This window comes from Bacillus sp. NEAU-Y102 (assembly GCF_054788175.1).
The window spans coordinates 1,052,901-1,078,878 of sequence record NZ_JBTWFK010000001.1 but is presented as its reverse complement, the minus strand read 5'-3'; the positions used below and the strand labels follow the sequence as shown (position 1 = coordinate 1,078,878).

28 protein-coding genes and 1 riboswitch are annotated in these 25,978 nt (G+C 35.7%); of the genes, 22 read left to right on the top strand and 6 right to left on the bottom strand.

The window, feature by feature from the left end:
* Positions 1–160 precede the first annotated feature (160 nt).
* From ACYFX0_RS05340 to ACYFX0_RS05315, 6 genes are all read left to right on the top strand, one after another.
* Positions 161–940 (top strand): transporter substrate-binding domain-containing protein, encoded by a 780-nt coding sequence (locus ACYFX0_RS05340; RefSeq protein ID WP_000735462.1) that lies wholly within the window; start codon positions 161–163, stop codon positions 938–940.
* A gap of 36 nt (positions 941–976) precedes the next feature.
* The gene (locus tag ACYFX0_RS05335; RefSeq protein ID WP_106081570.1) at positions 977–1,636 is read left to right on the top strand and encodes an amino acid ABC transporter permease; all 660 of its coding nucleotides are present in this window, start codon (positions 977–979) and stop codon (positions 1,634–1,636) included.
* Positions 1,629–2,351, top strand: coding sequence for an amino acid ABC transporter ATP-binding protein (locus tag ACYFX0_RS05330; protein WP_086397990.1), 723 nt, complete (start codon positions 1,629–1,631; stop codon positions 2,349–2,351). The genes ACYFX0_RS05335 and ACYFX0_RS05330 overlap by 8 nt, the downstream gene beginning before the upstream one ends.
* A gap of 100 nt (positions 2,352–2,451) precedes the next feature.
* Positions 2,452–3,420, top strand: coding sequence for an aromatic acid exporter family protein (locus ACYFX0_RS05325; protein WP_106081571.1), 969 nt, complete (start codon positions 2,452–2,454; stop codon positions 3,418–3,420).
* Positions 3,421–3,436: 16 nt separating this feature from the next.
* Positions 3,437–3,997, top strand: coding sequence for a L,D-transpeptidase (locus ACYFX0_RS05320; protein WP_106081572.1), 561 nt, complete (start codon positions 3,437–3,439; stop codon positions 3,995–3,997).
* Between the two features lie 66 nt (positions 3,998–4,063).
* Positions 4,064–4,303: a DUF3894 domain-containing protein gene (locus ACYFX0_RS05315; protein ID WP_229145052.1), complete on the top strand. Its 240-nt coding sequence runs from the start codon at positions 4,064–4,066 to the stop codon at positions 4,301–4,303.
* Positions 4,304–4,374: 71 nt separating this feature from the next.
* Here the strand turns inward: ACYFX0_RS05315 and prli42 are convergent, their stop codons facing one another.
* A complete protein-coding gene (gene prli42 / locus ACYFX0_RS05310) occupies positions 4,375–4,467 on the bottom strand; it encodes a stressosome-associated protein Prli42 (RefSeq protein ID WP_000549037.1) in 93 nt (30 codons plus the stop codon).
* Between the two features lie 189 nt (positions 4,468–4,656).
* On the opposite strand from prli42, the gene ACYFX0_RS05305 reads away from it, so the two are divergent.
* The 3 genes from ACYFX0_RS05305 (at position 4,657) to ACYFX0_RS05295 (ending at position 8,216) form a co-directional block, all read left to right on the top strand.
* A complete protein-coding gene (locus ACYFX0_RS05305; RefSeq protein WP_014894891.1) occupies positions 4,657–5,202 on the top strand; it encodes a GNAT family N-acetyltransferase in 546 nt (181 codons plus the stop codon).
* Positions 5,203–5,329: 127 nt separating this feature from the next.
* Positions 5,330–6,448: a tripeptidase T gene (locus tag ACYFX0_RS05300; protein ID WP_000609803.1), complete on the top strand. Its 1,119-nt coding sequence runs from the start codon at positions 5,330–5,332 to the stop codon at positions 6,446–6,448.
* 529 nt (positions 6,449–6,977) lie between these two features.
* Positions 6,978–8,216 (top strand): DNA polymerase IV, encoded by a 1,239-nt coding sequence (locus ACYFX0_RS05295; RefSeq protein ID WP_001208861.1) that lies wholly within the window; start codon positions 6,978–6,980, stop codon positions 8,214–8,216.
* Positions 8,217–8,256: 40 nt separating this feature from the next.
* Here ACYFX0_RS05295 and ACYFX0_RS05290 read toward each other — a convergent pair whose 3' ends face one another.
* Entirely contained in the window at positions 8,257–8,958 is a 702-nt protein-coding gene (locus tag ACYFX0_RS05290) for an MgtC/SapB family protein (RefSeq protein WP_000262346.1), read from the bottom strand.
* Between the two features lie 73 nt (positions 8,959–9,031).
* The gene (gene mgtA / locus ACYFX0_RS05285) at positions 9,032–11,737 is read right to left on the bottom strand and encodes a magnesium-translocating P-type ATPase (protein WP_142398773.1); all 2,706 of its coding nucleotides are present in this window, start codon (positions 11,735–11,737) and stop codon (positions 9,032–9,034) included.
* A gap of 331 nt (positions 11,738–12,068) precedes the next feature.
* Positions 12,069–12,236: riboswitch (M-box (ykoK) riboswitch) on the bottom strand.
* Positions 12,237–12,404: 168 nt separating this feature from the next.
* On the opposite strand from mgtA, the gene ACYFX0_RS05280 reads away from it, so the two are divergent.
* Entirely contained in the window at positions 12,405–12,944 is a 540-nt protein-coding gene (locus tag ACYFX0_RS05280) for a hypothetical protein (protein ID WP_081143512.1), read from the top strand.
* Positions 12,945–12,978: 34 nt separating this feature from the next.
* Here ACYFX0_RS05280 and ACYFX0_RS05275 read toward each other — a convergent pair whose 3' ends face one another.
* The gene (locus ACYFX0_RS05275; protein WP_000665709.1) at positions 12,979–13,230 is read right to left on the bottom strand and encodes a DUF3932 family protein; all 252 of its coding nucleotides are present in this window, start codon (positions 13,228–13,230) and stop codon (positions 12,979–12,981) included.
* Between the two features lie 190 nt (positions 13,231–13,420).
* Here ACYFX0_RS05275 and rnz point away from each other — a divergent pair, with 190 nt between their 5' ends.
* The 3 genes from rnz (at position 13,421) to sdaAA (ending at position 16,573) form a co-directional block, all read left to right on the top strand.
* A complete protein-coding gene (gene rnz / locus ACYFX0_RS05270) occupies positions 13,421–14,344 on the top strand; it encodes a ribonuclease Z (RefSeq protein ID WP_000397457.1) in 924 nt (307 codons plus the stop codon).
* Between the two features lie 672 nt (positions 14,345–15,016).
* Positions 15,017–15,676, top strand: a complete 660-nt coding sequence (sdaAB, locus tag ACYFX0_RS05265; protein ID WP_000877451.1) for an L-serine ammonia-lyase, iron-sulfur-dependent subunit beta — start codon at positions 15,017–15,019, stop codon at positions 15,674–15,676.
* 18 nt (positions 15,677–15,694) lie between these two features.
* The gene (gene sdaAA, locus ACYFX0_RS05260) at positions 15,695–16,573 is read left to right on the top strand and encodes an L-serine ammonia-lyase, iron-sulfur-dependent, subunit alpha (protein WP_000489454.1); all 879 of its coding nucleotides are present in this window, start codon (positions 15,695–15,697) and stop codon (positions 16,571–16,573) included.
* A 46-nt stretch (positions 16,574–16,619) separates the two neighbouring features.
* Here sdaAA and proI read toward each other — a convergent pair whose 3' ends face one another.
* Positions 16,620–17,459: a pyrroline-5-carboxylate reductase ProI gene (gene proI / locus ACYFX0_RS05255; protein WP_000027254.1), complete on the bottom strand. Its 840-nt coding sequence runs from the start codon at positions 17,457–17,459 to the stop codon at positions 16,620–16,622.
* 165 nt (positions 17,460–17,624) lie between these two features.
* Here proI and ACYFX0_RS05250 point away from each other — a divergent pair, with 165 nt between their 5' ends.
* Both ACYFX0_RS05250 and ACYFX0_RS05245 read left to right on the top strand, forming a co-directional pair.
* Positions 17,625–18,578, top strand: a complete 954-nt coding sequence (locus tag ACYFX0_RS05250) for an MBL fold metallo-hydrolase (protein ID WP_460269985.1) — start codon at positions 17,625–17,627, stop codon at positions 18,576–18,578.
* Between the two features lie 9 nt (positions 18,579–18,587).
* Positions 18,588–19,382, top strand: a complete 795-nt coding sequence (locus ACYFX0_RS05245) for an SDR family NAD(P)-dependent oxidoreductase (protein ID WP_000147794.1) — start codon at positions 18,588–18,590, stop codon at positions 19,380–19,382.
* 29 nt (positions 19,383–19,411) lie between these two features.
* Here ACYFX0_RS05245 and ACYFX0_RS05240 read toward each other — a convergent pair whose 3' ends face one another.
* Positions 19,412–19,600, bottom strand: coding sequence for a YqzH family protein (locus tag ACYFX0_RS05240; RefSeq protein WP_001003222.1), 189 nt, complete (start codon positions 19,598–19,600; stop codon positions 19,412–19,414).
* A gap of 224 nt (positions 19,601–19,824) precedes the next feature.
* Here ACYFX0_RS05240 and argC point away from each other — a divergent pair, with 224 nt between their 5' ends.
* The 7 genes from argC (at position 19,825) to ACYFX0_RS05205 (ending at position 25,976) form a co-directional block, all read left to right on the top strand.
* A complete protein-coding gene (argC, locus tag ACYFX0_RS05235; protein WP_460269984.1) occupies positions 19,825–20,862 on the top strand; it encodes an N-acetyl-gamma-glutamyl-phosphate reductase in 1,038 nt (345 codons plus the stop codon).
* A 10-nt stretch (positions 20,863–20,872) separates the two neighbouring features.
* Positions 20,873–22,096 carry a bifunctional glutamate N-acetyltransferase/amino-acid acetyltransferase ArgJ gene (gene argJ, locus ACYFX0_RS05230; RefSeq protein WP_460269982.1) on the top strand — a complete coding sequence of 408 codons (1,224 nt, stop codon included), beginning with the start codon at positions 20,873–20,875 and terminating at the stop codon, positions 22,094–22,096.
* A gap of 11 nt (positions 22,097–22,107) precedes the next feature.
* Positions 22,108–22,875 carry an acetylglutamate kinase gene (argB, locus tag ACYFX0_RS05225; protein ID WP_460269980.1) on the top strand — a complete coding sequence of 256 codons (768 nt, stop codon included), beginning with the start codon at positions 22,108–22,110 and terminating at the stop codon, positions 22,873–22,875.
* The gene (locus tag ACYFX0_RS05220; protein ID WP_460269979.1) at positions 22,872–24,032 is read left to right on the top strand and encodes an acetylornithine transaminase; all 1,161 of its coding nucleotides are present in this window, start codon (positions 22,872–22,874) and stop codon (positions 24,030–24,032) included. The genes argB and ACYFX0_RS05220 overlap by 4 nt, the downstream gene beginning before the upstream one ends.
* A gap of 12 nt (positions 24,033–24,044) precedes the next feature.
* Entirely contained in the window at positions 24,045–24,995 is a 951-nt protein-coding gene (argF, locus tag ACYFX0_RS05215) for an ornithine carbamoyltransferase (RefSeq protein ID WP_000108861.1), read from the top strand.
* Between the two features lie 138 nt (positions 24,996–25,133).
* Positions 25,134–25,694 (top strand): DUF2062 domain-containing protein, encoded by a 561-nt coding sequence (locus ACYFX0_RS05210; protein ID WP_003309896.1) that lies wholly within the window; start codon positions 25,134–25,136, stop codon positions 25,692–25,694.
* Positions 25,695–25,751: 57 nt separating this feature from the next.
* Positions 25,752–25,976, top strand: a complete 225-nt coding sequence (locus tag ACYFX0_RS05205; RefSeq protein WP_063675663.1) for a hypothetical protein — start codon at positions 25,752–25,754, stop codon at positions 25,974–25,976.
* The last annotated feature ends 2 nt before the right edge of the window (positions 25,977–25,978 follow it).

The following is a 25,978-nucleotide window of genomic DNA, read 5'->3' as shown; positions in this document are numbered from 1 at the left end:
TATTTTATGCATTATTTTATACACGACAAAAAGCGTTTATATTGTTATTTTATTTATTTTTATTTTATATATTGCATAAAAATAAAAGTGCTGATACAATACAAACATCGAATAAATATTCTATTAAACTTTTAAATATACATTATTAGGGGGAAGAAAGATGAAGAAGTTATTATCAATATCGTTTGCACTTATTTTAATTGTAAGTATATTCAGCGCTTGTAGTAATGGGGAATCGAAAGAAACAAAAGGAAATAAGAAAGTACTCGTAATGGGGACTTCAGCAGATTATAAACCATATGAATACGTGGAAGCTTCAAAAAGTGATGAAATTATTGGTTTTGATGTTGATGTTGCTAAATATATCGGAAAAGAACTTGGGTATGAAGTGAAAGTGAAAGATATGGATTTTGGTGGTTTATTAGCATCTCTTAGTTCAGGAAAAGTTGATTTCGTAATGGCAGGTATGACGCCAACTGCAGAGCGTAAAAATAATGTTGATTTTACAGATATTTATTTTGTTGCGAAAAATATGGTCGTTTCTAAAAAGGATTCTAATATTAAATCTGTAGAGGATTTAAAAGGGAAAAAAGTAGGAGTACAAACAGGATCTATTCAAGAAGAGAAAGCAGCAGAATTTAAAAAACAAGTAGATTTCCAAGTTGAGGGACGTGACCGTATACCAGAAATCGTACAAGAAATTAAAGCTGGTCGTTTTGACGCTGCAATTATAGAAGACACAGTTGCTAAAAATTATTTAGAGAAAATGAAAGATTTAAAAGGAATTGAAATTAAAGAAGCGCCAGAAGAAGTTGGAGCAGCAATTGCCCTTCCGAAAAATAGTGATAAAACAGCTGAATTTAATAAAGTAATTAAAAAAATGCAAGAAAATGGAGAAATGGATAAATTAGTGAAGAAATGGTTTGGCAGCGAAAAATAAGCTGCCTTTCACTTTTCTTTGAGGGGAATGAAAAGGATGAACTTAGATTTTTCGGCGATTACGCCTTCGATACCATATATACTAAAAGGTTTAGAAGTTACTTTGAAAATTGTAGCAGTATCAGCTTTAGCAGGATTTATTTTAGGAACATTATTAGCACTTTGTAAAATTGCTAGAATACGAGCGTTAAATATAGCAGCAGATTTTTATACATCAATTTTTCGTGGTACACCACTTGTATTGCAATTAATGATTATTTATTTCGGCGTCCCGCAAATAATTGGTTATGAAATACCAGCATTCTTAGCAGCTGTACTTGCATTTAGCTTGAATTCAGGTGCATACATGTCAGAAGTGATTCGTGCTGGTATTCAAGCAGTTGATAAAGGACAAACAGAAGCAGCGATGGCTTTAGGGATACCGTACGGAAAAATGATGAGAAATATTATTTTCCCTCAAGCATTAAAAAATATATTACCAGCTCTTGTGAACGAATTTGCGACACTTACGAAAGAATCGGCTGTAGTAACAGTAATAGGCGCGACTGATTTAATGCGTCGTGCTTACATCGTAGGCGGTGAGACATTTAAATATCTTGAACCATTACTTTTTGTTGGACTGATTTATTATATGTTAGTCATTATTCTTACATTAGTCGGGAAGGCAGTTGAAGGGAGAATGAAGAAAAGTGATTAAAATTGAAAACCTTCATAAATCATTTGGTAAAAACGAAGTATTAAAAGGAATTACAACAACGATTGAAAAAGGGGAAGTAGTTGCAATTATAGGACCTTCTGGATCAGGAAAATCAACATTTTTACGTTGTATGAATATGTTAGAAGCACCAACGGATGGTCACATTTGGATTGGAACGGAAGAAGTAACGAATCCGAAAACGAATGTTATGCATGTTCGTGAAAATGTCGGTATGGTATTTCAGCATTTTCACTTATTTCCTCATATGACTGTATTAGAAAATATTACGTATGCTCCTATCAATGTAAAAGGGGTAACGAAGCAAGAAGCTGAAAAGAAAGCGGAGAAACTTTTAGAAAAGGTTGGATTAGTAGATAAAAAAGATACGTATCCGAATCGTCTTTCGGGAGGACAAAAGCAACGTGTAGCAATTGCAAGAGCGTTAGCGATGGAACCGGAAGTTATGTTATTTGATGAACCGACATCGGCGCTAGATCCAGAGATGGTGAAAGAAGTGTTAGAAGTTATGAAATCGTTAGTTACGACAGGAATGACGATGGCTATCGTTACACATGAAATGGGCTTTGCAAAAGAAGTGGCAGATCGTGTTCTTTTCTTGGACGGAGGAAAGCTTGTAGAAGATAGTGTGCCAGAAGAATTTTTTGCAGCGCCGAAAAGTGAACGTGCGCAACAATTTTTACAAAAAATATTGTAATATGAAAAGGTTATGTGAATAATAAGTAGAAAAGGATGACATTGTGTCATCCTTTTTTTATACTAACTGTAAATACGTTTATACATATAGGAGTAATGATATGTTTAAAATTGGATATCGTACAGTAAAAACAGCAATTGGGACAGGCGCGGCAGTTTTTATTGCTCAGTTATTAGGATTAGAATTTTATAGTTCAGCGGGTATTTTAGTTATATTGTGTGTACAAAATACGAAACGTAAATCACTGCAAGTATCAATACATCGTTTTTTAGCTTGTATATTATCAATGGTGTTCGCGTTTTGTATTTTTGAAACAATTGGATATACACCACTAGCAATTAGTGTATTATTACTTACATTTATTCCGACTGCAGTTATGCTCAAAATTCAAGAGGGTATTGTCACGAGCTCAGTTATTGTTATGCACCTGTATTCATTGAAGCAAATTACATGGCTTATAGTTGGAAATGAAATTGCTATATTAACGATAGGGATTAGCGTGGCTCTATTAGTGAATATGTATATGCCGAGTAGTGAAAATAAGCTAAAAGAGTATCAAGATAAAATAGAGAGTAATTTTAAAACGATTTTGTTTGAAATGGTTGTGTATTTACGAAATCGAGAAAGTAGTTGGAGTGGAGCAGAACTCATTGAAACCGAGAATATGTTAAATGAGGCAAGAGATTTATCGTTTAAAAAACTTGAGAATGCATTTATGCGAGAAGATGATTATTACTATCGTTATTTTAATATGCGTATGCAACAATTCGAAATTTTAGAGCGAATGATACCACTAGCAGCTTCTTTATCGTGGACATATGAACAAGCTGACATGATTGCAGATGTTGTTGAAAACATTGGTAATGCTATTAGCCCTGAGAGTACTGGCGTTATTTCCTTAAGGCAGCTTCAAGAAATGAGGGGATTATTTAGAGACATGCCATTGCCAGCTACACGCGAAGAATTTGAGATACGTGCGAAACTTGTTCAACTTGTGTATGAAATGGAACAATATTTACTCATTAAAAGTCGCTTTAAGGGAAAGGATAATATAAAAGAACTTATATAGAAGGTAGGAATTATCTATGCCGTATCTTCTCACTATCATATTATGTCTTTCTTTATCGCCGTTTTGGCCTCTTGGGGATAATCCGCGTGCCGGAGATCCTTTTATTATTGTAAATAAAGCAACGAATAAATTAGCTTACATTGACGATGGAAAGATTCAAAAAGTTTTTCCAGTAGCGACAGGGAAAACGAATGAATTAACTCCAGAAGGAACTTTTGATGTTGTAATGAAAGCGAAGGACCCGTATTACATTGCGAAGAATATTCCGGGTGGATCGCCAAAAAATCCACTTGGGTCAAGGTGGATTGGGTTTAATGCAAGAGGAACTGATGGAAGTAAATATGGAATACATGGAACAAATCAACCGAGTTCAATTGGAAAGTATATTTCACAAGGGTGTATAAGAATGAAGAAAAACGATGTGGAATATTTATTTGATCGTATTCCAATTGGAACGAAAGTATGGATTGTGAAATCGAAAAAATCATTTCAGCAATTGGCAAAAGAAAAAGGAGCCGTTGCATATGAAAAAGCCAACGAAAAGGTTGGCTTTTTCTATTATAATAAGTTGTCTTGACATGTGTACATAACCGTGCGTTAATGAGAGTATAGAAAGATAAAATTAGATAAAGGGGTTGCTCATATGTATTTGAATCCAAAACTTTCGTATATGCAGTTTTTTATGGGATTTCTATTTATTATTACATTCATATTGGCAACTTTTAATATATGTTCTTATCTTGTAGCGATTATATGTATGGCATTACTTAATCTAACTTTTGTTATTGGGGCATTTCAGCAGAAACAATATACAAGTTTTGTAATAGCACTTGTAATGTCATTTTCCTTTAGTATTGTAGCGATTGTGTTTTATATAAAATAAACCATCTCGATGTCGAGATGGTTTATTTTTTCATGTGTAAAAGTAAAAAAAGGACGAACACATCGCCCTTTTTACCAAAACATACTCGCGCCAGCAAGTAATGTTGTTACAAGCATAGAAATTAGCATCACATAAACCATAATTTTTTGAGCTTTTTTATGCATCGTTATACCTCCTTGCAAATCAGTACAATTTCATTGTAACGAGAAATGAAATTATGGACAAGGGGAGATTGAGGACAAAATTCGGGAGGGGATTGCAAAATATAACAGGAAATTTGAGTGTGTATAGAGAATATAGTTAAAGGATATATTGTTAATTTTTAGTTGGGCAAGCTGAAGAATGGAGATACGATGATGAAAATATACGAAACAGATCGTTTATACTTAAGGGAAATTGATGAGTCGTATGCTGAAACAGTTCTTCAATATTACGACAGAAATCGTGAATTTTTAAAAGCTTGGGAAGAGTATAGACCGGATGATTTTTTTACGCTAGATTATCAAAAGAAAAAGTTGCAAAAGGATAGAAAAGAGTTCGAAGACGGGAAAATCATCAGACTATGGATTTTTAAAAAGGGTGATGATACAAAAATAATTGGGTGTATTTCATTTAATTTAATCGTTCGTGGCATTTATCAATCTTGTGTACTCGGTTATAAATTAGATAAAGCAGAGTTAAACAAAGGGTATACGACAGAAGCACTTAGAAAAGCAATTCAAGTTGCTTTTGAGGAATTTCAGTTACATCGTATAGAAGCTCCGATTATGCCTCGTAATTTAGCATCTATACAAGTGGTGACGAAGATAGGTTTTCAATATGAAGGCGTGTCTAGGAAGATGTTAATGGTAAATGGCGTGTGGGAGGATCATATGCGCTGGGTATTGTTAAATGAGTAATAGAAAGCAGATGGTTATCTAGACATGTAAACCATCTGTTTTTTGTCTTGTATTTCGAAACTTTTGCGAAATTCTGTTATAATTAGTAGTGTTACATACATAATGGTAGTGCAGGAGGCGCAGTCTTATGATTAATCAAGAACGTTTAGTAAATGAATTTATGGAATTAGTACAAGTAGATTCTGAAACGAAATTTGAAGCAGAAATCTGCAAAGTATTAACGAAGAAATTTACAGATTTAGGTGTAGAAGTATTTGAAGATGACACAATGGCTGTAACTGGTCATGGTGCAGGCAACTTAATTTGTACTTTACCAGCAACAAAAGATGGTGTTGATACAATTTACTTTACTTCTCATATGGATACAGTAGTTCCTGGTAATGGAATTAAGCCTTCTATTAAAGATGGATATATCGTATCAGATGGTACAACAATTTTAGGTGCGGATGATAAAGCTGGATTAGCATCAATGTTCGAAGCAATCCGTGTTTTAAAAGAGAAAAATATCCCTCACGGTAAAATTGAATTTATTATTACAGTCGGAGAAGAATCAGGTCTTGTTGGTGCAAAAGCTTTAGATCGTGAGCGTATTACAGCGAAATATGGCTACGCATTAGATAGCGATGGAAAAGTTGGTGAAATCGTTGTTGCAGCTCCAACACAAGCGAAAGTGAACGCAATTATTCGCGGGAAAACAGCTCACGCTGGTGTAGCGCCGGAGAAAGGTGTATCTGCAATTACTATCGCAGCGAAAGCAATTGCGAAGATGCCACTTGGTCGCATTGACTCTGAAACGACTGCAAATATTGGACGTTTTGAAGGTGGTACACAAACGAATATCGTTTGCGATCATGTACAAATCTTTGCAGAAGCTCGTTCGTTAATCAATGAGAAAATGGAAGCACAAGTTGCGAAAATGAAAGAAGCATTTGAAACAACTGCAAAAGAAATGGGCGGTCATGCAGACGTTGAAGTAAACGTTATGTACCCAGGATTTAAATTTGCTGATGGCGATCACGTTGTAGAAGTTGCAAAACGTGCAGCTGAAAAAATTGGTCGTACACCTTCTCTTCACCAAAGTGGTGGCGGAAGTGATGCAAACGTAATTGCAGGACACGGTATTCCAACAGTTAACTTGGCAGTTGGTTATGAAGAAATTCATACAACAAACGAGAAGATTCCTGTTGAAGAGTTAGCAAAAACAGCAGAATTAGTTGTTGCAATTATTGAAGAAGTAGCGAAGTAATGGAATAGAAAAAGCGTGTAAATCAATTGTGATTTACACGCTTTTTATTTTGACTCGATTGCTTTGACAAGACGTATAAGCCAATATAAGAAAAACTATGGAAGTATATACGTTGTTGCTATATGTACTAGACGAGGGAATAATCCTAACGTATTCATATTGAAAATCGGAAGTAGTAAATAATTAATTGCAATGATTAATATAACTACAAGGAATGTATAGTTGAGTTTGGCCCGCTATTTGCCGGGCAGTAAGCCCCCCACCTCAAAATTCAGCGAAAGCAAAGAAGTTAGGTGGGGATCGGGCTGCTTGTAAAAGTCCAATTGGTGAGGGCTAATAATCAGTGGGGGATGAATAACCCCCCCACTGATTAAAGTTTCACTTTATTAGTTGATTTCATCATAATCAGCCCCTTTCACATATATATCCTCTTTATATCGATTATAAAAAAGAACAAGTAATTATTATAACTATTGTGCAAAATTTGATATAATAAAAGAACGAACGTTCTGATCAGGGGGTGAGTACTATGCGAGAAATGTATCCGAAAAATGGTCGTGTTATTTTACATGTAGATATGAATTGCTTTTTCGCATCTGTTGAAATTGCTCATGATCCATCATTACAAGGAAAGCCATTAGCGGTTGCTGGAAATGAAAAAGAGAGAAAAGGAATTATAATAACATGTAGTTATGAGGCGAGAGAATACGGAATACGTACGACGATGCCCCTTTGGGAAGCGAAAAGATTATGCCCGCAATTAGTTGTAAGGCGTCCTAATTTCACATTATATCGCGAAGCTTCATTTCAAATGTTTCAAGTCCTTTCCCGTTTTACAGAAAAGATACAACCAGTCTCAATAGATGAAGGATATTTAGATATTACAGATTGCTATGCACTTGGTTCGCCTCTTGAAATAGCAAAGATGATGCAACAAGCACTATTAACAGAGTTACAGCTTCCGTGTAGTATCGGAATCGCTCCAAATCTTTTCCTAGCAAAAACAGCTTCTGATATGAAAAAACCTCTCGGTATTACCGTGCTTCGAAAACGTGATATTCCAGAAATGATTTGGCCACTTCCAGTTGAAGCAATGCATGGGATTGGAGAAAAAACAGCTGAAAAATTAAATGAAATTCATATACATACAATTGAACAGTTAGCGAAGGGAGACGAGCATATCATTCGCGCTAAAATTGGCAAGCACGGTATTGATTTACAAAAGCGTGCAAAAGGTACGGATGATAGGGAAGTGGATCCGAGTCAAATGGGCCAACATAAAAGTGTCGGTAACTCGATGACTTTTTCAAAGGATATGGATGAAGAGAAAGAATTACTTGATATGTTAGAACGGTTATCAAAATCAGTGAGTAAAAGATTACAAAAGCGAACCCTTGTCAGCTATAATATTCAAATTATGATTAAATACCATGATAGGCGAACAGTAACACGGAGTAAGCAATTGAAAAATGCGATTTGGGAAGAACGTGATATTTTTCAAGCAGCATCCCGTTTATGGAAGCAACATTGGGATGGTGATTCCGTTCGTTTACTAGGTGTTACAGCTACTGAAATAGAGTGGAAGACAGAATCGGTGAAACAATTAGATTTGTTTTCATTTGAAGAGGATGCGAAAAAAGAACCACTACTTGCTGTCATTGATCAAATTAATGATAAGTATGGAACACCGATTTTACAACGAGGTAGTCAACTACTACGTAAGCAAGAGAAGTCGTTTCAACAAAAGTTAGAAAATAAGTTTATGTAGAAGGTGTCATGAAGTAGTAAAATCATGACACCTTTCATTTTTAACTTGCTTCTAAATCTAATGAAGTTTTCCAACCAGCTGCAGTAACGCCAGATTCTAATAGCATTCTACTTACTATTTTTTCAATTAAGATAGCCGCATTTGTCTTGCAATGTAATGTAGCCTGTATACACACCTTTCGATTAGAATCTACGTCTTCGCTATACAACTCTTTTAAACCGAGCCCTTCTGTACTTACCATATGCATAAGTAAAAAACGAATATGTGCTTCATTTTCTTCTGAACAAGTAAGGGAAAGTAAGTAGTTTGTTTGTTCTGGTGATTCTTTTTTTGATTTTTTATTCATAAAAAGAGCAATTGGGCGAAGGAGTATATTTGCTAGTAACACGCCGGCTGTACCTAATATAGCTGCAACGAGGAAACCGGCGCCTGTAAGAGTACCGACAGCAGCTGCACACCATAAAGTAGCTGCCGTATTTAGCCCTCTAATACTAAAACCATCGCGGATAATAACGCCACCCCCTAAAAAGCCAATGCCACTAACGACTTGAGCAGCAATGCGGGATGGGCTAGCATCATGATCAAGCATGACGGATAATAAAACAAATATACAGGCACCAAGTGATACGAGAGCATTTGTCCGTAACCCAGCCATTCTGTGTCTCCATTGTCTTTCCATTCCAATGCAAGCTCCTACAATAATTGCTATAACTAATCTGAATACAATGTCGTACCATACCATCATGGTCACCTCCATATATAAATATGTGTTATGTCTTTTAGAATGAGCGGGGAATATCCACTCATTCTTATTTTTACAACCAGCTACGAAACTTTTTAATATAAAGCTTTTTTAGGAATTGTGTTAAAAAAGCGTAGCCTAATAGTATTCCTACTAACCAAGGAAAGTAGTTAAGTGGCAATGCTTGTAAACCAACGGCTGCACCAAGTGGTGAGAATGGAATATAAATCCCGATTGCCATAATAAGAGCGGTTAATAAAACGACTGGTGTTGATGCAGTGCTTTGAATAAATGGAATCTTTTGTGTTCTTATCATGTGAACAATTAAAGTTTGTGTTAACAATCCAACGACAAACCAACCGGACTGGAATAATGATTGCTCGCTCGGTGTATTTGCACCAAATACATTCCACATGACTACGTATGTGATAATATCAAATACGGAACTAATTGGGCCGATACAAATAATGAAGTTTCGTAAGTTTGCAGTATCCCATTTTCGTGGTTTTTCTAGAAACTCTTTATCCATTTTGTCCCATGGAATAGAAAGTTGTGAAATATCATAAAGTAAGTTTTGAATTAAAAGATGAATGGCAAGCATCGGTAAAAAAGGAATGAAAGCACTTGCTACTAACACGCTAAACACATTACCGAAGTTAGAGCTAGCTGTCATCTTAATATATTTTAAAATATTTCCGAATGTAGTACGTCCTTCTAAAATACCTGCTTCTAATATAGTTAAACTTTTTTCGAGTAGAATAATATCGGAAGCTTCTTTCGCAATATCAGTAGCAGTATTAACAGATATTCCGACATCAGCTTCACGTAATGCTACAGCATCGTTAATGCCGTCTCCCATGTAACCTACAGTGTGTCCATTTCCTTGTAATGCGTGTATAATACGAGATTTTTGCATTGGATTAAGCTTCGCAAATACAGTCGTTTCTTCAGCAAGTTTTGCTAATGCTTTATCTGGTAAAGAATCAATCTCGTAACCGAGGATTGGTTCGCCGATATCTAATCCAACTTCTTTACAAACCTTCCTTGTAACAATTTCGTTATCGCCAGTTAAAATTTTCACTTGTACACCATGTTTTTGTAATGCTTGAATTGCAGCTGCTGCAGATGGTTTCGGTGGATCTAAAAAGCCGATATATCCACTGAGAATCATATCTGTTTCGTCTTTTACTGCGTACTCTTTATTATTTATTCTTCTATCTTTTTTATAAGCCACAGCAATAACCCGCATACCTTCACTATTTAATGTCTCACTTAGTTTTTTGACATTTGAACGTATTTCCTCGGTGAGTGGAACGACTTTTTCATCCACTTCGGTGTAATTACAAATTGATAAAATTTCTTCTACGGCACCTTTACAAACCATTGTATGTTCACCTGAAATATCTTTTACGATGACTGACATACGCCGGCGGGCGAAATCGAATGGAATTTCATCTAGCTTTTGAAAAGCTGATGGATTAAATTTATTGTTTTCCTCTGTATGCTTAATAACAGCTTTATCTATTAAATTTTTCAATCCAGTTTGATAGAAACTATTTAAATAGGCAAATTGTAAGACGCGATTGCATTCATTTCCCTTGGGATCTAAGTGACGAACAAGGACAACTTTATCTTCTGTTAAAGTTCCGGTTTTATCTGTACAAAGAATGTTCATAGCACCTAAGTTTTGAATAGAATTTAGCTGTTTTACAATTACTTTTTGTTTAGACATGTTAACGGCACCTTTAGCTAAATTAGCAGTTACAATCATTGGTAACATTTCAGGTGTAAGACCAACAGCGACGGCAATAGCGAAGAAGAAAGCTTCTTGCCAATCTCCTTTTGTGAATCCATTAATGAGAAGGACAATAGGCGCCATAATAAGCATGAATGTAATTAAGAGCCAGCTTACTTTGTTTACACCTTTATCAAAGCTTGTTTCTACACGCTTTCCAATTACCTTATTTGCTAAAGAGCCGAAATACGTATCGGTACTTGTTGAGATGACAACAGCTTTTGCGCTACCACTTACAATATTTGTTCCCATGAAGCAAAGGTTTTCCATATCGAGTGGATTGTAATTTTTTTTCATGTTTTTCGGTAAGATATGCTTATTTTCTGTATGGTAGCAGTGTTCGTATTTTTCTACAGGAAGTGCTTCCCCTGTCAAAGAAGATTGATTAACAAATAAATCTTTAGCGGATACAACACGCACATCAGCTGGAACGATATCACCAGCTGAAAGGGAAATAATATCGCCAGGTACAAGTTCCTCAATTGGAATTTCTGTTGTGTAATTTCGGTTTAAATTCTTTACATTTTTTGTTTCATGTACAAATCCATTTATTCTAAATACGCTCGCAGTTGTTCGAACCATAGCTTTTAACTTATCGGCAGCTTTTTGAGAACGAAATTCTTGGGAAAACCGAATCGTTGCACTAAGTAGGACCATTACAGATACGACAATCGTTCCTTGCATATCATCTGTGAAAAAGGAGAGTGCTCCAAGAGCTAATAAAACGAAAATAAATGGATTTTTAAATGCCAATAGAAATTGAATGTACCACGGCGCCATTTTATTATGAGCTATTTCGTTCGGACCATATAAAGAAAGTCTACGAGCCACTTCTTGTTTAGATAATCCATCTTGTGTTGTTTCTAGAAGTTTTAACGCAGAGATTACATCTTGTGTTGCAACCTCCACTAATAATTCGTTATTTGTTTTCATGCTATCTTGCTCATAAGCATGCTTTGTTTCTTGTCTTTGTAAATTAAACATCGGTAGTTCCTCCTCTGTCATGAAGGAGGAAACAATCTGTTACCTAACTATTTGAAATGGTGAGGAACAGTTTCTTTCCTACCTACATGATGAAATATGAATGTAAAACGTATGGGTATCTGGGCCGAATCATCAATTGCCAACTGTTCCTCACCTCCGTACAATTTAGTAGTTTCTGAATATGCTATGTTTGTTTCATAGTAAGGTGCATATAGACGTAAAAAGACCTTTACTCAAAACGAGTAAAGGTCTGAATTCGCAGTTAAAAGAGTCCACAACAAAGACTGTTAGTAGACATAAATAAAAACAGTTTTTGTGTATGACAAAATACATGCACCTCTCCCTCGTTGAGTTTTAGCACTGTATAGCATAGGTACTGAAACCAGCTACGTTAAAAAAGGCCTTCATTCCGACCTTTCCTGTTGACCCATTGGCGTCTCTCGACATTTTTGGGCAGCAGCGTTTCTCTATACAGGAGCCTCACCTAACAGAGACCATATTCAATTACATGTTGAATGTTAGCACTGTAAAATCGTAGTGTCAATATCTTTTTTATCTATGTTTTTAAAATATTAAACGGATTTATAATAGATATGTGGGATGAAATGCATGATATTGATTATGAATAATATGGAAAATAAATATTTTTATAAAAGGGGAATTTGTAATGGTACCACAAAATTTTATTATAAATATTGAGAATCAAAAATGGTTGTTTAATGAGCAGGAAGATTTATGTTCACACGGAGAAATATATTTAAATGTGGATGGAACGATTATTACGCGGACAGGTATGGATGAGGAATGGGGAATAAGTGAATCAGCTTTAGCTTTGTTACGAACTTTAGATAAAGAATATATTTGTGATATTGAAAATGAAGAGGGGGTTATTTTGCACGGATGTGGCACTATGCTAATGTTAGGATGCCCAATTTCAATTCATTGGACTATAAACCATATAGGTAAAAATGTGATTTTAAAGGACTTTGTCAAAGTTATTTCTACTGATCAAAAGGCTATATACTATGAAGGGCTTCATATAGAATTGAATGAAAATGAATATAGAAAACAAATTGTTTCTTTTGCACTACAAGCAAAAGAATTATTTAATAAATCAAGTGAAAAGATAATTTTAAATGAGCTTGAGCGAAGTATGTATACCGACTTTTGGACGGAATATGATCATTTGTTAAATAAGTATAAATAAAAAAGCACTGTAACCAGTGCTTTTTTATTATAGATTACGAGATTGTAGGGTTTTCAAAAATAACAATCTCTGAACTGTTTGTAGTTGAAACGCGTTGGGCGTAATATGTTAAAGCTGAAGAAATATATGCTGGTAACGTATCATTTGTATGTGATGTTGTATATTCATGGATTAATTCCTTTAAAGTTGTCCATTCTAATTGTGCTGGGTGATCAGACACGAAAGAACTTACCCAGCGATCAAATGAAGATGAAAAATCAGTTTGTAAACGAAATACTTCTTTCATAATAAAACGCTCCCTTAAAATGTAGTATAATTATTTTACCACAAAAAAACGAACGATTGGTAAATTTTTTAAGTATAATGTTCGTGTTATATAGTTGTCTAGATGATTGGTTATGTAAATTCGATTTGCCATTTGAAATAACATTCCGTAAGATGAGAGATAGAGTATATTTAGAGCTGGAGGAAAGAAAGTGGAATTTGTATTTTTAGGAACTGGTGCAGGTGTTCCTTCAAAAGGAAGGAACGTTTCAGCAATTGCTTTACAATTGTTAGAAGAACGAGGACAGACTTGGTTATTTGATTGTGGCGAGGCCACGCAACATCAAATATTACATACATCGGTACGTCCGCGCCGCATTGAAAAAATATTTATTACGCATTTACATGGCGATCATATTTTTGGATTGCCTGGTTTATTAGGTAGCCGTTCATTTCAAGGAGGAACTACGCCTTTAACGGTGTATGGACCGAAAGGAATTAAACAATTTATTGAAGTGGCATTATCGGTAAGTACGACACATGTGAAATATCCACTTGAAGTTGTGGAGATAACAGAAGAAGGTACCGTATTTGAAGATAATGAATTTTATGTAGAAACGAAAAGATTGTCACACGGTATAGAATGTTTTGGATATCGTATTGTAGAGAAAGATATACAAGGTGCTCTTTTAGTTGATCAATTGCTTGAGATGGGTGTGAAACCAGGTCCAATCTTTAAACGTTTAAAAGATGGAGAAGTAGTTGAATTAGAGGATGGCACGATATTAAATGGAAATGAGTTTATCGGCCCACCTCAAAAAGGAAGAATTATTACTATCTTAGGTGATACGCGATATTGCGAAGCGAGTAGGGAGCTTGCGCAAGATGCAGATGTACTTGTCCATGAAGCGACTTTCGCAGCAGAAGATGAGCAACAAGCGCATGATTATTTTCATTCCACATCTAAGCAAGCTGCGAGCATTGCACTTCAGGCAAATGCGAAGCGATTAATCTTAACTCACATTAGTTCTCGCTATCAAGGAGATACATATAAGGAATTATTGAAAGAGGCAAGAGAGTTGTTTTCTAATACAGAAATAGCGACAGATTTGAAATCATTCCCAGTAGAAAAATGATAATTTTGTAAAAAATGGTAACAACAGGTTGCCATTTTTTTATGTCTAAAAAAATTTAAAAATAAAACTGTTATTATTTTATGCTTATACTTGGATGATACAGAAAATTAGAATGGTTTGAATATATACGATAAAAATACGAAATAATGATTATTTAGAAAAACTGTTATATAAGTCAGATGACATACAAGTGATACAAATAGCAGGAATGGACTTTTATTCAGAACTTTTAAAATTCAACAAAAGTAAGCGTTTTATAAAAAACAAGCTATAATGAGGGCAGATTATAATTTATGATAAGTCACATGCTTTTTAGTTATTATCGTAACAAGTGAAGTTGACTAAACCATGAGAGAGTAACATGAGAATTATAATAGGAAAGATATCACTTGTTTATGCTATGCTTGCAATGGCTTCTGTGTTAAACTTTGGATTGCTACCAGACTTTATTGTGGATTATCTTATATCATTTTTTTAATGAAAATAATACTAAGATTCTTATGTATTATGATAACTGGTATTATTTCAGGTTATATTGGATTACTTTTATTCAAAAATTATCCAATTCATACAGCAGAACAAATTCGTGGTACAACTGGAAAAGCGACAGATGTAGCAGCTTAATAGAATAGTAGAATAAATTTTTTTCATAGAGGTTTAGGGGGAGTTATGATGAAGTATCGCTCAGTATTTGATATTATCGGTCCAGTTATGATTGGACCATCAAGTTCACATACAGCAGGCGCGGCAAGAATGGGGCAAGTTGCTCGCCAGCTGTTTCGTCATGAACCAGAAAGAGTAAGCATTTCGTTATATGGATCATTTGCAAAGACGTATCGAGGGCATGGTACGGATGTAGCACTAATCGGTGGAATATTGGGATTTGAAACAGATGACTTACGTATTCCAGAGGCGCTAGAAATAGCAAAAGAGCGCGGAATTGAAGTGGAATTCATTGAAGAAGATGCCAATGCACCTCACCCAAATACAGCAAGAATTCGTTTGTATAAAGGTGAAGAAGAAATTGAAGTTGTTGCTTGCTCAATTGGTGGCGGTAAAATTGAAGTTGTAGAATTAAACGGATTCGATCTTCAATTATCAGGCACAAGTCCAGCACTACTTATTGTAAATAACGATCGCTTTGGTGCTATTGCAGCGGTGGCTTCAATCCTTGCTACACACGAGATTAACATTAGTACAATGAGTGTTTCTCGTAAAGAAAAAGGGAGAAGAGCGCTTATGGTTATTGAAACAGATGAATTATTAGCAGATGAAGTGATTGAAGAAATAAAAGCGCAACAAAATATTTGTCAAGTAACTATTATGGATTAATTGCAGGGGGGACACACCATGTTTCGGAACGCAGCGGAACTAGTGGCGCAAGCTAAAGAACAAAATGTAAAAATCGCAGAAATTATGATTCAATGTGAAATGGAAACAAGACGTATTTCACGTGAAGAAGTAATTGCTGGTATGGAAAAGAACTTAGTCGTGATGGAACAAGCAGTAGAACGTGGTATTCGCGGCGTGAAATCACCAACTGGTTTAACTGGTGGAGATGCTGTAAAAGTTCAAGCGTATATGAAGAGTGGAAAAGGCTTATCTGGAGATACGATTTTGGATGCAGTAAGCAAAGCTGTTGCAACAAATGAAGTAAACGCAGCGATGGGAATTATTTGTGCAACACCAACAGCAGGGTCTGCTGGAACAGTGCCAGGTGTACTATTTGCACTAAGAGAAAAATTGCAGCCTACACGTGAAGAAATGATTGAGTTCTTATTTACAGCAGGAGCTTTCGGTATGGTTGTTGCGAATAATGCTTGTATTTCTGGTGCGGCAGGAGGATGCCAAGCTGAAGTTGGTTCAGCAAGTGGAATGGCGGCTGCAGCTGCAGTTGAGATGGCTGGTGGAACACAAGATCAAGCAGCTACAGCGATGGCAATTTCATTAAAGAACATGCTTGGTTTAGTGTGCGATCCTGTTGCAGGACTTGTAGAAGTGCCTTGTGTAAAACGTAATGCAGCAGGAGCTGCGAATGCGATGATTTCAGCAGATTTAGCATTAGCTGGTGTAACGAGTACAATTCCATGTGATGAAGTAATTGAGGCAATGTTTAGAATTGGACAAACGATGCCAGTAGCACTTCGTGAAACAGCAGAAGGTGGACTTGCAGCAACGCCGACTGGTCGTCGCCTGCAAGAAGAGATTTTTGGGAAGAACAATAACTAAGTGTAAAAATAGAAAAAGGAGCTCAAGTTTATTTGAGCTCCTTTTTCTATTTTTCTTTTGTTAGTTGTTCTAATGTTTTTCCAAGATTATGTGATCGTTCCGTTGCCTGTGTAATACAAGAAATAAGTGCTTGTTGAAATTCATGTTCTTGTAATACTTCAATACCTGCTTCGGTAGTTCCACCAGGAGAAGTAATTTCCTTTCGCAAAATAGAAGGGTGCTTGTCACTTGCTTTTAGCATTTCAGCAGCACCAATCATCGTTTGAAGAATAAGTGATTTTGCAACATCTTCTTTTAAACCAATTTTTTTTGCAGCTTCTTCCATAGCTTCCACTACGTAATAAATATAAGCAGGTCCACTTCCGGATAATGCAGTGACAGCATGCATATCATCTTCCTCTACAACAGAGACGAGACCGATCGTTTCAAATAAAGATGTTGCAGTGCGAATATGTTCCGCTGTTGCATGTTTTGAAGGGGAGATAGCGGTAGCTGATTTTAGAATGGCTGCGGATGTATTTGGCATTGCACGAATAATTGGAACGTCTTTTTGAAGTAGTTTTCTAATTGAGTGAGTAGAAACACCTGCTAGTAATGAAATAATAAGCACGTTATTATTTATGTATTCTTTAAAAGGGGTAAGCGCCTCTGCAACATCCTTTGGTTTCATTGCTAGAAAAAGAATATTTGCATCAGTAAGTAATTCTTTTTTATTATGAGTACCTTTGACACCGTATTTTTTATGTAGCTCTTGTAATCTCGTCTCGTTAGAACGATTACTTACAGTAATTTGTTCACCTTTAACAACATTTGCATGTAACAAGCCACCAATAATAGCTTCAGCAATAGAGCCTGCACCGAGAAAGGAAATGTTTTGAATAGACATGATGTTCCTCCTTTAATTTTGGTTAGAAATTCTTATAAATGTACATACATTCGTTTTCTTATAGGAAACACCTCTTTTTATCTGAAAATAATGACAAATATATATAGAAGTTGTAAACTGAAGAAGTATTCATTTTTGAACCGGAAAGAGACAGGGGGGCTAAGCATGACGGCGATTCACCGAATGGAGATTCCTGTACCATTTGCAGTGGAAACTGTGAATGTGTTTTTAGTTGAGGGGGAGACATTAACATTAATTGATACAGGGACGAATACAGAAGAGGCAAGGAATGCGTTAGAAAGTCAATTAGGTGCATTAGGATATACGATAGAAGATATTGAAACAGTAGTCATTACGCATCATCATGCAGATCATTGTGGACTTTTAAATATATTTTCTGAGAAGACGAATATTATTGGACATCCTTGGAATGAGCCTTGGATCACACAAAATCCAGAATTTTTAAAGCGGTATCATGAATTTTTTAGAGAGACGGCCTTACAGTTTGGTGTGCCAGCAGCATTTTTGAAAGACGAGTCGTTATTGACGACGAGGACACTTAAATATTCTTGTAATAGATCGTTAACGCATACTGTGAGAGAAGGAGATCGTATTAATTCTTTGCCTGGATTTACAGTGCTTGAAACATCAGGCCATGCTTCTACTCATATTTCTTTATATAGAGAATCTGATGGAATATTAATTGGTGGAGATGCTCTCATTAGTCATATTTCTTCGAATCCAATACTAGAACCACCATATGAAGGGCAAACAGAGCGGGCACGCCCATTACTACAATATAATCAAACATTACAGCGTTTAAGCGAAATGAATATTTCACGCATTTTATCAGGGCATGGGGAAGATGTTCTAAATGTGAAACAACTTATTGAAACGAGATTACAAAAGCAAGAAACACGTGCTTTTAAAGTGCTTGAGTTATTAAAGGAAAAACCAATGACAGCATTTGAAGTATGTGTAAAACTATTTCCGGTATTATATAAAGAACAATTACCACTTACTATTTCAGAAACGGTTGGACAATTGGACTATTTAGCATATAATCAACAAGTGATGATTGATGAGTCATCGCAACAATTGATTTATTATGCAAAGTAGGTGACAGCAATGACAGGACGTTTACAAAATAAAGTAATCGTCATTACAGGTGCTTCTAGTGGGATTGGTGAGCAAGTTGCAATGCAAGTTGCAGCACAGGGAGCGACTCCAGTATTAATGGCTCGAACAGAAGAGAAACTACAAGCGTTAGTAGACAAAATTAAAGAAACTTATAATACGCCTTGCTATTATTATGTATTAGATGTAAGTGAAGAGATGGAAGTACAGTCTGTTTTTTCAAAGGTATTACAAGAAGTGGGACGTATTGATATATTAGTAAACAATGCGGGATTTGGTATTTTTAAAACGTTTGAAGATGCATCAATGGGTGAAGTAAAAGATATGTTCCAAGTAAATGTATTTGGATTAGTAGCATGTACGAAAGCGGTACTACCTTATATGGTAAACAAGAATGAAGGACATATTATTAATATTGCTTCACTTGCTGGAAAAATTGCAACTCCGAAATCGAGTGCTTATGCAGCAACGAAACATGCCGTATTAGGATTTACGAATAGTTTACGCATGGAATTAGCGAATACAGATATTTATGTTACAGCAATTAATCCAGGTCCGATAGATACAAACTTTTTTGAAATAGCGGATCAATCTGGTACATATGTAAAGAATATGGGACGTTACATGTTAAAACCAACATACGTAGCAGAACAAATCGTAAAGTCGATGCACACGAAAAAACGTGAAGTAAACTTACCGAAGTGGATGGGAATTGGCCCGAAACTTTATGCTTTATTCCCAGGTTTATTTGAACGTGTAGCAGGTAAATCATTAAGTAAAAAATAGGAGATTTCCATATGGAAATCTCCTATTTTTTATTGTTTTCCAGTTACATAATCATAAACAATATCCTCAATTTCCTCGTATAAATCAATTTCAATATTTGAATGAGTCACCGTTTGAATATGTTTCACTAGCATTTCCTGATCTTCTTTTGATATTGGACTGCATTGATATTGTTGAAAACTTTTTATAATCATTTTCTCAATTAATTTTTCGTTCATATTTTTCCCCGCCTGTATGTACGTATGTATTGTTTTATTGTACTTGAAGTGAAATAAAAAAACTACTATGCACTATTTTTGTATAAAAATTCGGTTGAGTATATTATTTTTCTAATAAAATTAAGTTTTTTTAGATTTAAAAATTTATAAATATTTAATTGACTCTATAAATATACAATATTATAATCATACTTAATTTAAAGAATCGATATGAGGAGGAACTTATGAAAGTCGCAATTATTGGAGCCACTGGATATGGGGGCATTGAGTTAATTCGTTTATTAGAACAACATCCATATTTTTCGATAGCATCTCTCCATTCTTTTTCACAAGTTGGTGAGTGTATAACAAATGTATATCCGCATCTTCGAAATGTCCTTTTTCATACGTTACAAGAAATTGATGTGGAGACGATAGGAAAAGAAGCAGAAATCGTATTTCTAGCAATCCCAGCAGGAGTATCGGCGGAGTTAACTCCCAAGTTATTAGCAGAAGGTTTAAAAGTAATTGACCTATCTGGAGACTTTCGTATGATAGATCCTTCGTCATATGAACTGTGGTATAAAAGGCCAGCAGCGAAAGAAGAAATTCTTAGAAAAGCAGTGTATGGGTTAAGTGAATGGAAAAGGACTGGGATTCAAAAGGCAAATTTAATTGCAAACCCAGGATGTTTTGCTACAGCCACATTGCTAGCGATAGCGCCGTTAGTACGTAGCGGCATGATTGAAGAAGATTCGATTATTATTGATGCGAAATCAGGGGTATCAGGAGCAGGTAAAACACCAACAACAATGACTCACTTTCCTGAGCTATATGATAACTTGCACATTTATAAAGTGAATGAGCATCAGCACGTTCCAGAGATTGAGCAAATGCTTACAGAATGGAATAGTGAATCACAGCCAATTACATTTAGCACACATTTAATACCGATATCACGAGGAATCATGATTACACTTTATGCAAAAGTAAAACAAAAGATGGAAATAAAGCAACTTCAAAAATTGTATGAAGAAACGTATGAACAATCGCCTTTCATCCGAATTTGTACGCAAGGGAAATTTCCAAGTCCAAAAGAAGTGAGAGGCTCAAATTATTGTGATATTGGCATAGCTTACGATGAAAGAGCTGAAAGAGTTACGGTCGTTTCTGTTATAGACAATATGATGAAAGGCGCGGCTGGGCAAGCGATTCAAAATGCAAACATAATAGCGGGACTAGAAGAGACAACAGGTTTACAACATATGCCGCTTTATCTATAAGGGGGACATGATGATTAAAGTAGCGTCTATTACAAAATTAGAAAATGGTTCAATTGTAACGCCGAAAGGCTTTTCGGCAATTGGTACTGCAAATGGTTTAAAAAAGGAGAAAAAGGATTTAGGTGCCATCGTTTGTGATGTACCAGCATCATGTGCCGCTGTTTATACAACGAATCAAATACAAGCAGCTCCTTTGCAAGTAACGAAGGATAGTATAACGGCAGAAGGGAAGTTACAAGCAATTATCGTTAATAGTGGAAATGCAAATGCATGTACTGGAATGAAAGGATTACAAGACGCATACGAGATGCGCGCATTAGGGGCGGAACATTTTGGGATGAAAGAAAATTACGTTGCAGTAGCTTCAACAGGTGTAATTGGTGTTCCGCTGCCGATGGATATAATCCGAAAGGGAGTTGCAACTCTTATACCGACGAAGGAAGAAAGTGAAGCATATTGTTTTTCTGAAGCAATTTTAACGACGGATCTTATAACGAAAGAAACTTGCTATGAAATGATTATTGATGGGAAGAAAGTGGCGATTGCGGGTGTTGCAAAAGGTTCAGGGATGATTCATCCGAATATGGCAACGATGCTTAGTTTTATTACGACAGATGCTCATATAGAGCATGACGTATTGCAAACAGCGTTATCACAAATAACGAATCATACATTTAATCAAATTACGGTAGATGGAGATACTTCTACGAATGATATGGTCATCGTTATGGCAAGTGGATTATCAGAAACAAGGCCGATAAATATGGAACATACAGATTGGGAAACTTTCGTATGTGCTTTACAGAAGGTATGTGAAGATTTAGCGAAAAAAATTGCGCAAGATGGTGAAGGCGCTACGAAGTTAATAGAAGTAAATGTGCTAGGAGCTCAAACGAATGAAGAGGCAAAAAAAATTGCAAAGCAAATAGTCGGTTCGAGTCTTGTGAAAACAGCAATACATGGTGAAGACCCAAACTGGGGGCGAATTATTAGCAGTATTGGACAAAGTGAAGTAGTTATTAATCCGAACACAATTGACATTACTCTTCAATCTATATCGGTATTAAAAAATAGTGAGCCTCAAATATTTTCTGAAGAAGAAATGAAAGAGAGATTACAAGAAGATGAAATAGTGATTAATGTGTACTTACACTTAGGTGAAGAGACAGGATCAGCTTGGGGCTGTGACTTAAGCTATGAATATGTGAAAATAAATGCTTGTTATCGTACATAAGGAGAGAGAAGATGAGCGATTATATTGTAGTGAAATGCGGCGGTAGTATGTTGAATCAATTAAATGATGTGTTTTTTGATTGTATAAAGAAATTACAGCAGAAGTATAAAGTAGTAATTGTCCATGGTGGTGGGCCAGAAATTGATGCCAAATTAAAAGATTGTAACATCAACGTAGAAAAAAGAGATGGATTACGCGTAACACCAAAAGAAGTTATGGATGTTGTTCAAATGGTGCTATGCGGAAGTACGAATAAAAAACTCGTAATGAATTTACAAAAGCATAATTTACTTGCTGTAGGTTGTTCAGGGTGTGACGGCAATTTAATTCAAGTTCAACCTGTCAGCGAGGAGATAGGATATGTGGGAGAAGTAAGTTATGTAGAAACAGCCTTATTAAAAGGATTAATAAATATGGGGTATATTCCTGTTATTGCTCCAATCGGGGTAAATGGTAATGAAATTTATAACATAAATGCGGATAATGCTGCAGCTGGGATTGCGACCGCGTTAGGAGCAAAAGAGCTCATTTTTATTACGGATGTAGATGGAATATTACATGAAGGGAATTTGGTAAAGGAAACGGATGAATCTGAAATTGTTACTTTTATAGAAACAGGTGTTATTACCGGTGGGATGATTCCGAAAGTACAGGCGGCACTAGCATCATTAAAGAGGGGAGTGCAAAAGATAAGTATTGTGAATGGTACAAAAGATTTTACTGAGGTTACAGGAGAGTGTATTGGAACGACGGTAACGAAAGGTGTGAGTATTGCATGACAAGTTATCTTTTTCAAACGTATGGCAGAAGAACTATTGAGTTTGTAAAGGGAACTGGAACGAAAGTTATTGATAATAACGGTAAGCAATATTTAGATTTCACATCAGGAATTGGCGTATGTAATTTAGGACATTGTCACCCTACTGTTCTCAAAGGTGTACAAGAGCAACTTAATGATATATGGCATATATCTAACCTGTTTACAAACAGCTTACAAGAAGAAGTTGCGTCATTATTAACAGAAAATAGAGCATTAGATTATGTGTTTTTCTGTAATAGTGGGGCAGAGGCAAATGAAGCGGCTTTAAAGTTAGCACGTAAGCATACTGGAAAATCTCTCGTCGTAACATGCCAGCAGTCTTTTCACGGTAGAACATTTGGAACGATGAGTGCAACGGGCCAAGATAAGGTAAAAGAAGGATTTGGTCCATTACTTCCATCTTTTTTACATATCCCTTTTAACGATATTAAAGCATTAGAGGAAGTAATGAATGAAGAAGTTGCGGCGGTAATGGTAGAAGTTGTTCAAGGAGAGGGAGGAGTAATACCTGCTGATCTATCTTTTTTGAAAGAGATTGAAACATTATGTAATAAGTTTGGTTCCTTATTTATTATAGACGAAGTTCAAACGGGAATAGGAAGAACTGGAACACTATTCGCTTATGAACAAGTGGGAATAGAGCCTGATATCGTTACCGTTGCAAAGGCACTTGGGAATGGGATTCCTGTCGGAGCGATGATTGGCGGGAAAGAGCTCGGAACGTCGTTTACTGCAGGATCACACGGTTCAACTTTTGGCGGGAATTACATCGCGATGGCTGCAGCGAAAGAAGTATTGCAAGTGAGTAAAAAACCATCGTTTTTAAAAGAAGTACAAGAAAAAGGCGAGTACGTATTAGAGAAGTTGCAAGAGGAATTACAGCATGTCGAATGTATTCAAAATATACGTGGTAAGGGGCTTATGATTGGGATTGAGTGTAAGCATGAAGTTGCAAGTTTTATAGAACAACTAGAAAACGAAGGACTTCTCGTATTACAAGCAGGCCCTAATGTTATAAGACTATTACCGCCACTCATTGTCACGAATGAAGAGTTAGAACAGGCAGTATATATAATAAAAAAAGTAGTTTGTACAAAAAACGTATCAATCATATAAGGGGGAAGTTTCATGTCAACTGTACAAGTACCGAAATTAAATACGAAAGATCTTTTAACACTAGAAGAATTAACGAAAGAAGAAATTATTTCTTTAATTGAGTTCGCTATATATTTAAAAAAGAATAAGCAAGAGCCTTTATTACAAGGCAAAATATTAGGGCTTATTTTTGATAAGCATTCAACTCGTACTCGTGTATCTTTTGAAGCGGGAATGGTACAACTCGGGGGACATGGTATGTTTTTAAGTGGGAAAGAGATGCAAATGGGAAGAGGAGAAACCGTTTCAGATACTGCGAAAGTATTATCGCAGTATATTGACGGGATCATGATACGTACATTCTCACACGCGGATGTAGAAGAGCTTGCAAAAGAATCTAGTATTCCTGTTATTAACGGTTTAACGGATGATCATCATCCTTGTCAAGCATTGGCAGACCTAATGACAATATATGAAGAAACAAATACATTTAAAGGAATAAAATTGGCTTACGTAGGTGACGGAAATAATGTATGTCATTCATTGTTGCTAGCGAGTGCAAAAGTCGGAATGCATATGACTGTTGCAACGCCTGTAGGATATGAACCGAATGAAGAGATTGTAAAAAAAGCGTTAGCGATTGCCAAGGAAACAGGAGCTGAAATTGAAGTTTTGCATGATCCTGAATTAGCGGTGAATGAAGCAGATTTCATTTATACTGACGTTTGGATGAGCATGGGGCAAGAGGGCGAAGAAGAGAAATATTCTTTATTTCAACCTTACCAAATCAATAACGAACTTGTTAAGCATGCGAAACAAACATATCGTTTCTTACACTGTTTACCTGCCCATCGTGAAGAAGAAGTAACAGGAGAAATTATAGATGGACCACAGTCTATCGTCTTCGAGCAAGCTGGTAATCGATTGCATGCTCAAAAAGCGTTATTGGTGAGTTTATTTAAAAATGTAGAAGAGCCTTCCTAAAAGGGAGGTTTTTTTATATTAAAATGTCGGATGTATATTTGGTTAACCATTTCGATATCATTTATAATAAAAGAGAAAACTAAATTTGTTTTTCAGAGTGTGTAAGGACATACTACATATAAAAATATAGTTAAAGAGATGATGAGGGTGAAAACAACTAAGAAAACATATTCGTTTTTTCAGCGGATGTGGAGAATATTAAAGTTTCAATATTATAAGTTGCTTCGATCGCCAGAAGGCGCAAAGAAAGTATCGTTAGGGTTTGCTATAGGATTCGGCTTAGAAATGTTAGTCATTTATACGGCATCGCTCGTATATGTAATATTTTATCCAATCGTCAGGTTAGCAAAGGGATCTTTTCCTGCGGCAGTTATTGGCAATATTATTGGGAAAATATCGTTTCTCCCAGTATTTTTATTTCCGCTTGCGTATACGCTAGGAAAAATGATTTATCCATTTCATGTACAGAAAATTCATCATGAACCATTTACGATATCGGACTTGTTTTCAAGTCACATTTTTACGATATTAAAGAGCTTATTACAAAGTGAAGTGTATGTATTAATTGGAATGACGATTTTAGGAGTTGTGTTTGGTCTCATTTCGTATTTCGTTGTGCATTATTTATACGAAAAGAACCGTAAGTTACGCTTGAAGAAAAGGAAGAAACGAGTGAGAGAACCACTTGTACAATTATAAACAATGTCACATTCATTTTCTCCTTTGAATATGTTTAAGAAAAAGGAGGAGAGGATAATGTATTATTATTACGTACCTCAAGTATATCCATATGTAAATTATTATCCGGTTTATGATACGAGTAGACAATACGAATTATATCGGCAACAACAATTACAGCAATTATCACAAATACCACAAATACCACAAATACCACAACAACAGCCTACACAGGAAAAAAAACCATATTTAACAACATGGCCATATTCCAATGTATACTATGGTAACTATTACGAATCATAAAG

What these genes read in the sequence shown, in the direction of transcription:
- ACYFX0_RS05340 (WP_000735462.1), top strand. Translation starts at nt 161, where the DNA reads ATGAAGAAGTTATTATCAATATCGTTTGCACTTATTTTAATTGTAAGT.
- ACYFX0_RS05335 (WP_106081570.1), top strand. Translation starts at nt 977, where the DNA reads ATGAACTTAGATTTTTCGGCGATTACGCCTTCGATACCATATATACTA.
- ACYFX0_RS05325 (WP_106081571.1), top strand. Translation starts at nt 2,452, where the DNA reads ATGTTTAAAATTGGATATCGTACAGTAAAAACAGCAATTGGGACAGGC.
- ACYFX0_RS05320 (WP_106081572.1), top strand. Translation starts at nt 3,437, where the DNA reads ATGCCGTATCTTCTCACTATCATATTATGTCTTTCTTTATCGCCGTTT.
- ACYFX0_RS05315 (WP_229145052.1), top strand. Translation starts at nt 4,064, where the DNA reads ATGTATTTGAATCCAAAACTTTCGTATATGCAGTTTTTTATGGGATTT.
- prli42 (WP_000549037.1), bottom strand. Translation starts at nt 4,467, where the DNA reads ATGCATAAAAAAGCTCAAAAAATTATGGTTTATGTGATGCTAATTTCT.
- ACYFX0_RS05305 (WP_014894891.1), top strand. Translation starts at nt 4,657, where the DNA reads ATGATGAAAATATACGAAACAGATCGTTTATACTTAAGGGAAATTGAT.
- ACYFX0_RS05300 (WP_000609803.1), top strand. Translation starts at nt 5,330, where the DNA reads ATGATTAATCAAGAACGTTTAGTAAATGAATTTATGGAATTAGTACAA.
- ACYFX0_RS05295 (WP_001208861.1), top strand. Translation starts at nt 6,978, where the DNA reads ATGCGAGAAATGTATCCGAAAAATGGTCGTGTTATTTTACATGTAGAT.
- ACYFX0_RS05290 (WP_000262346.1), bottom strand. Translation starts at nt 8,958, where the DNA reads ATGGTATGGTACGACATTGTATTCAGATTAGTTATAGCAATTATTGTA.
- mgtA (WP_142398773.1), bottom strand. Translation starts at nt 11,737, where the DNA reads ATGTTTAATTTACAAAGACAAGAAACAAAGCATGCTTATGAGCAAGAT.
- ACYFX0_RS05280 (WP_081143512.1), top strand. Translation starts at nt 12,405, where the DNA reads ATGGTACCACAAAATTTTATTATAAATATTGAGAATCAAAAATGGTTG.
- ACYFX0_RS05275 (WP_000665709.1), bottom strand. Translation starts at nt 13,230, where the DNA reads ATGAAAGAAGTATTTCGTTTACAAACTGATTTTTCATCTTCATTTGAT.
- sdaAB (WP_000877451.1), top strand. Translation starts at nt 15,017, where the DNA reads ATGAAGTATCGCTCAGTATTTGATATTATCGGTCCAGTTATGATTGGA.
- sdaAA (WP_000489454.1), top strand. Translation starts at nt 15,695, where the DNA reads ATGTTTCGGAACGCAGCGGAACTAGTGGCGCAAGCTAAAGAACAAAAT.
- proI (WP_000027254.1), bottom strand. Translation starts at nt 17,459, where the DNA reads ATGTCTATTCAAAACATTTCCTTTCTCGGTGCAGGCTCTATTGCTGAA.
- ACYFX0_RS05250 (WP_460269985.1), top strand. Translation starts at nt 17,625, where the DNA reads ATGACGGCGATTCACCGAATGGAGATTCCTGTACCATTTGCAGTGGAA.
- ACYFX0_RS05245 (WP_000147794.1), top strand. Translation starts at nt 18,588, where the DNA reads ATGACAGGACGTTTACAAAATAAAGTAATCGTCATTACAGGTGCTTCT.
- ACYFX0_RS05240 (WP_001003222.1), bottom strand. Translation starts at nt 19,600, where the DNA reads ATGAACGAAAAATTAATTGAGAAAATGATTATAAAAAGTTTTCAACAA.
- argC (WP_460269984.1), top strand. Translation starts at nt 19,825, where the DNA reads ATGAAAGTCGCAATTATTGGAGCCACTGGATATGGGGGCATTGAGTTA.
- argJ (WP_460269982.1), top strand. Translation starts at nt 20,873, where the DNA reads ATGATTAAAGTAGCGTCTATTACAAAATTAGAAAATGGTTCAATTGTA.
- argB (WP_460269980.1), top strand. Translation starts at nt 22,108, where the DNA reads ATGAGCGATTATATTGTAGTGAAATGCGGCGGTAGTATGTTGAATCAA.
- ACYFX0_RS05220 (WP_460269979.1), top strand. Translation starts at nt 22,872, where the DNA reads ATGACAAGTTATCTTTTTCAAACGTATGGCAGAAGAACTATTGAGTTT.
- argF (WP_000108861.1), top strand. Translation starts at nt 24,045, where the DNA reads ATGTCAACTGTACAAGTACCGAAATTAAATACGAAAGATCTTTTAACA.
- ACYFX0_RS05210 (WP_003309896.1), top strand. Translation starts at nt 25,134, where the DNA reads ATGATGAGGGTGAAAACAACTAAGAAAACATATTCGTTTTTTCAGCGG.
- ACYFX0_RS05205 (WP_063675663.1), top strand. Translation starts at nt 25,752, where the DNA reads ATGTATTATTATTACGTACCTCAAGTATATCCATATGTAAATTATTAT.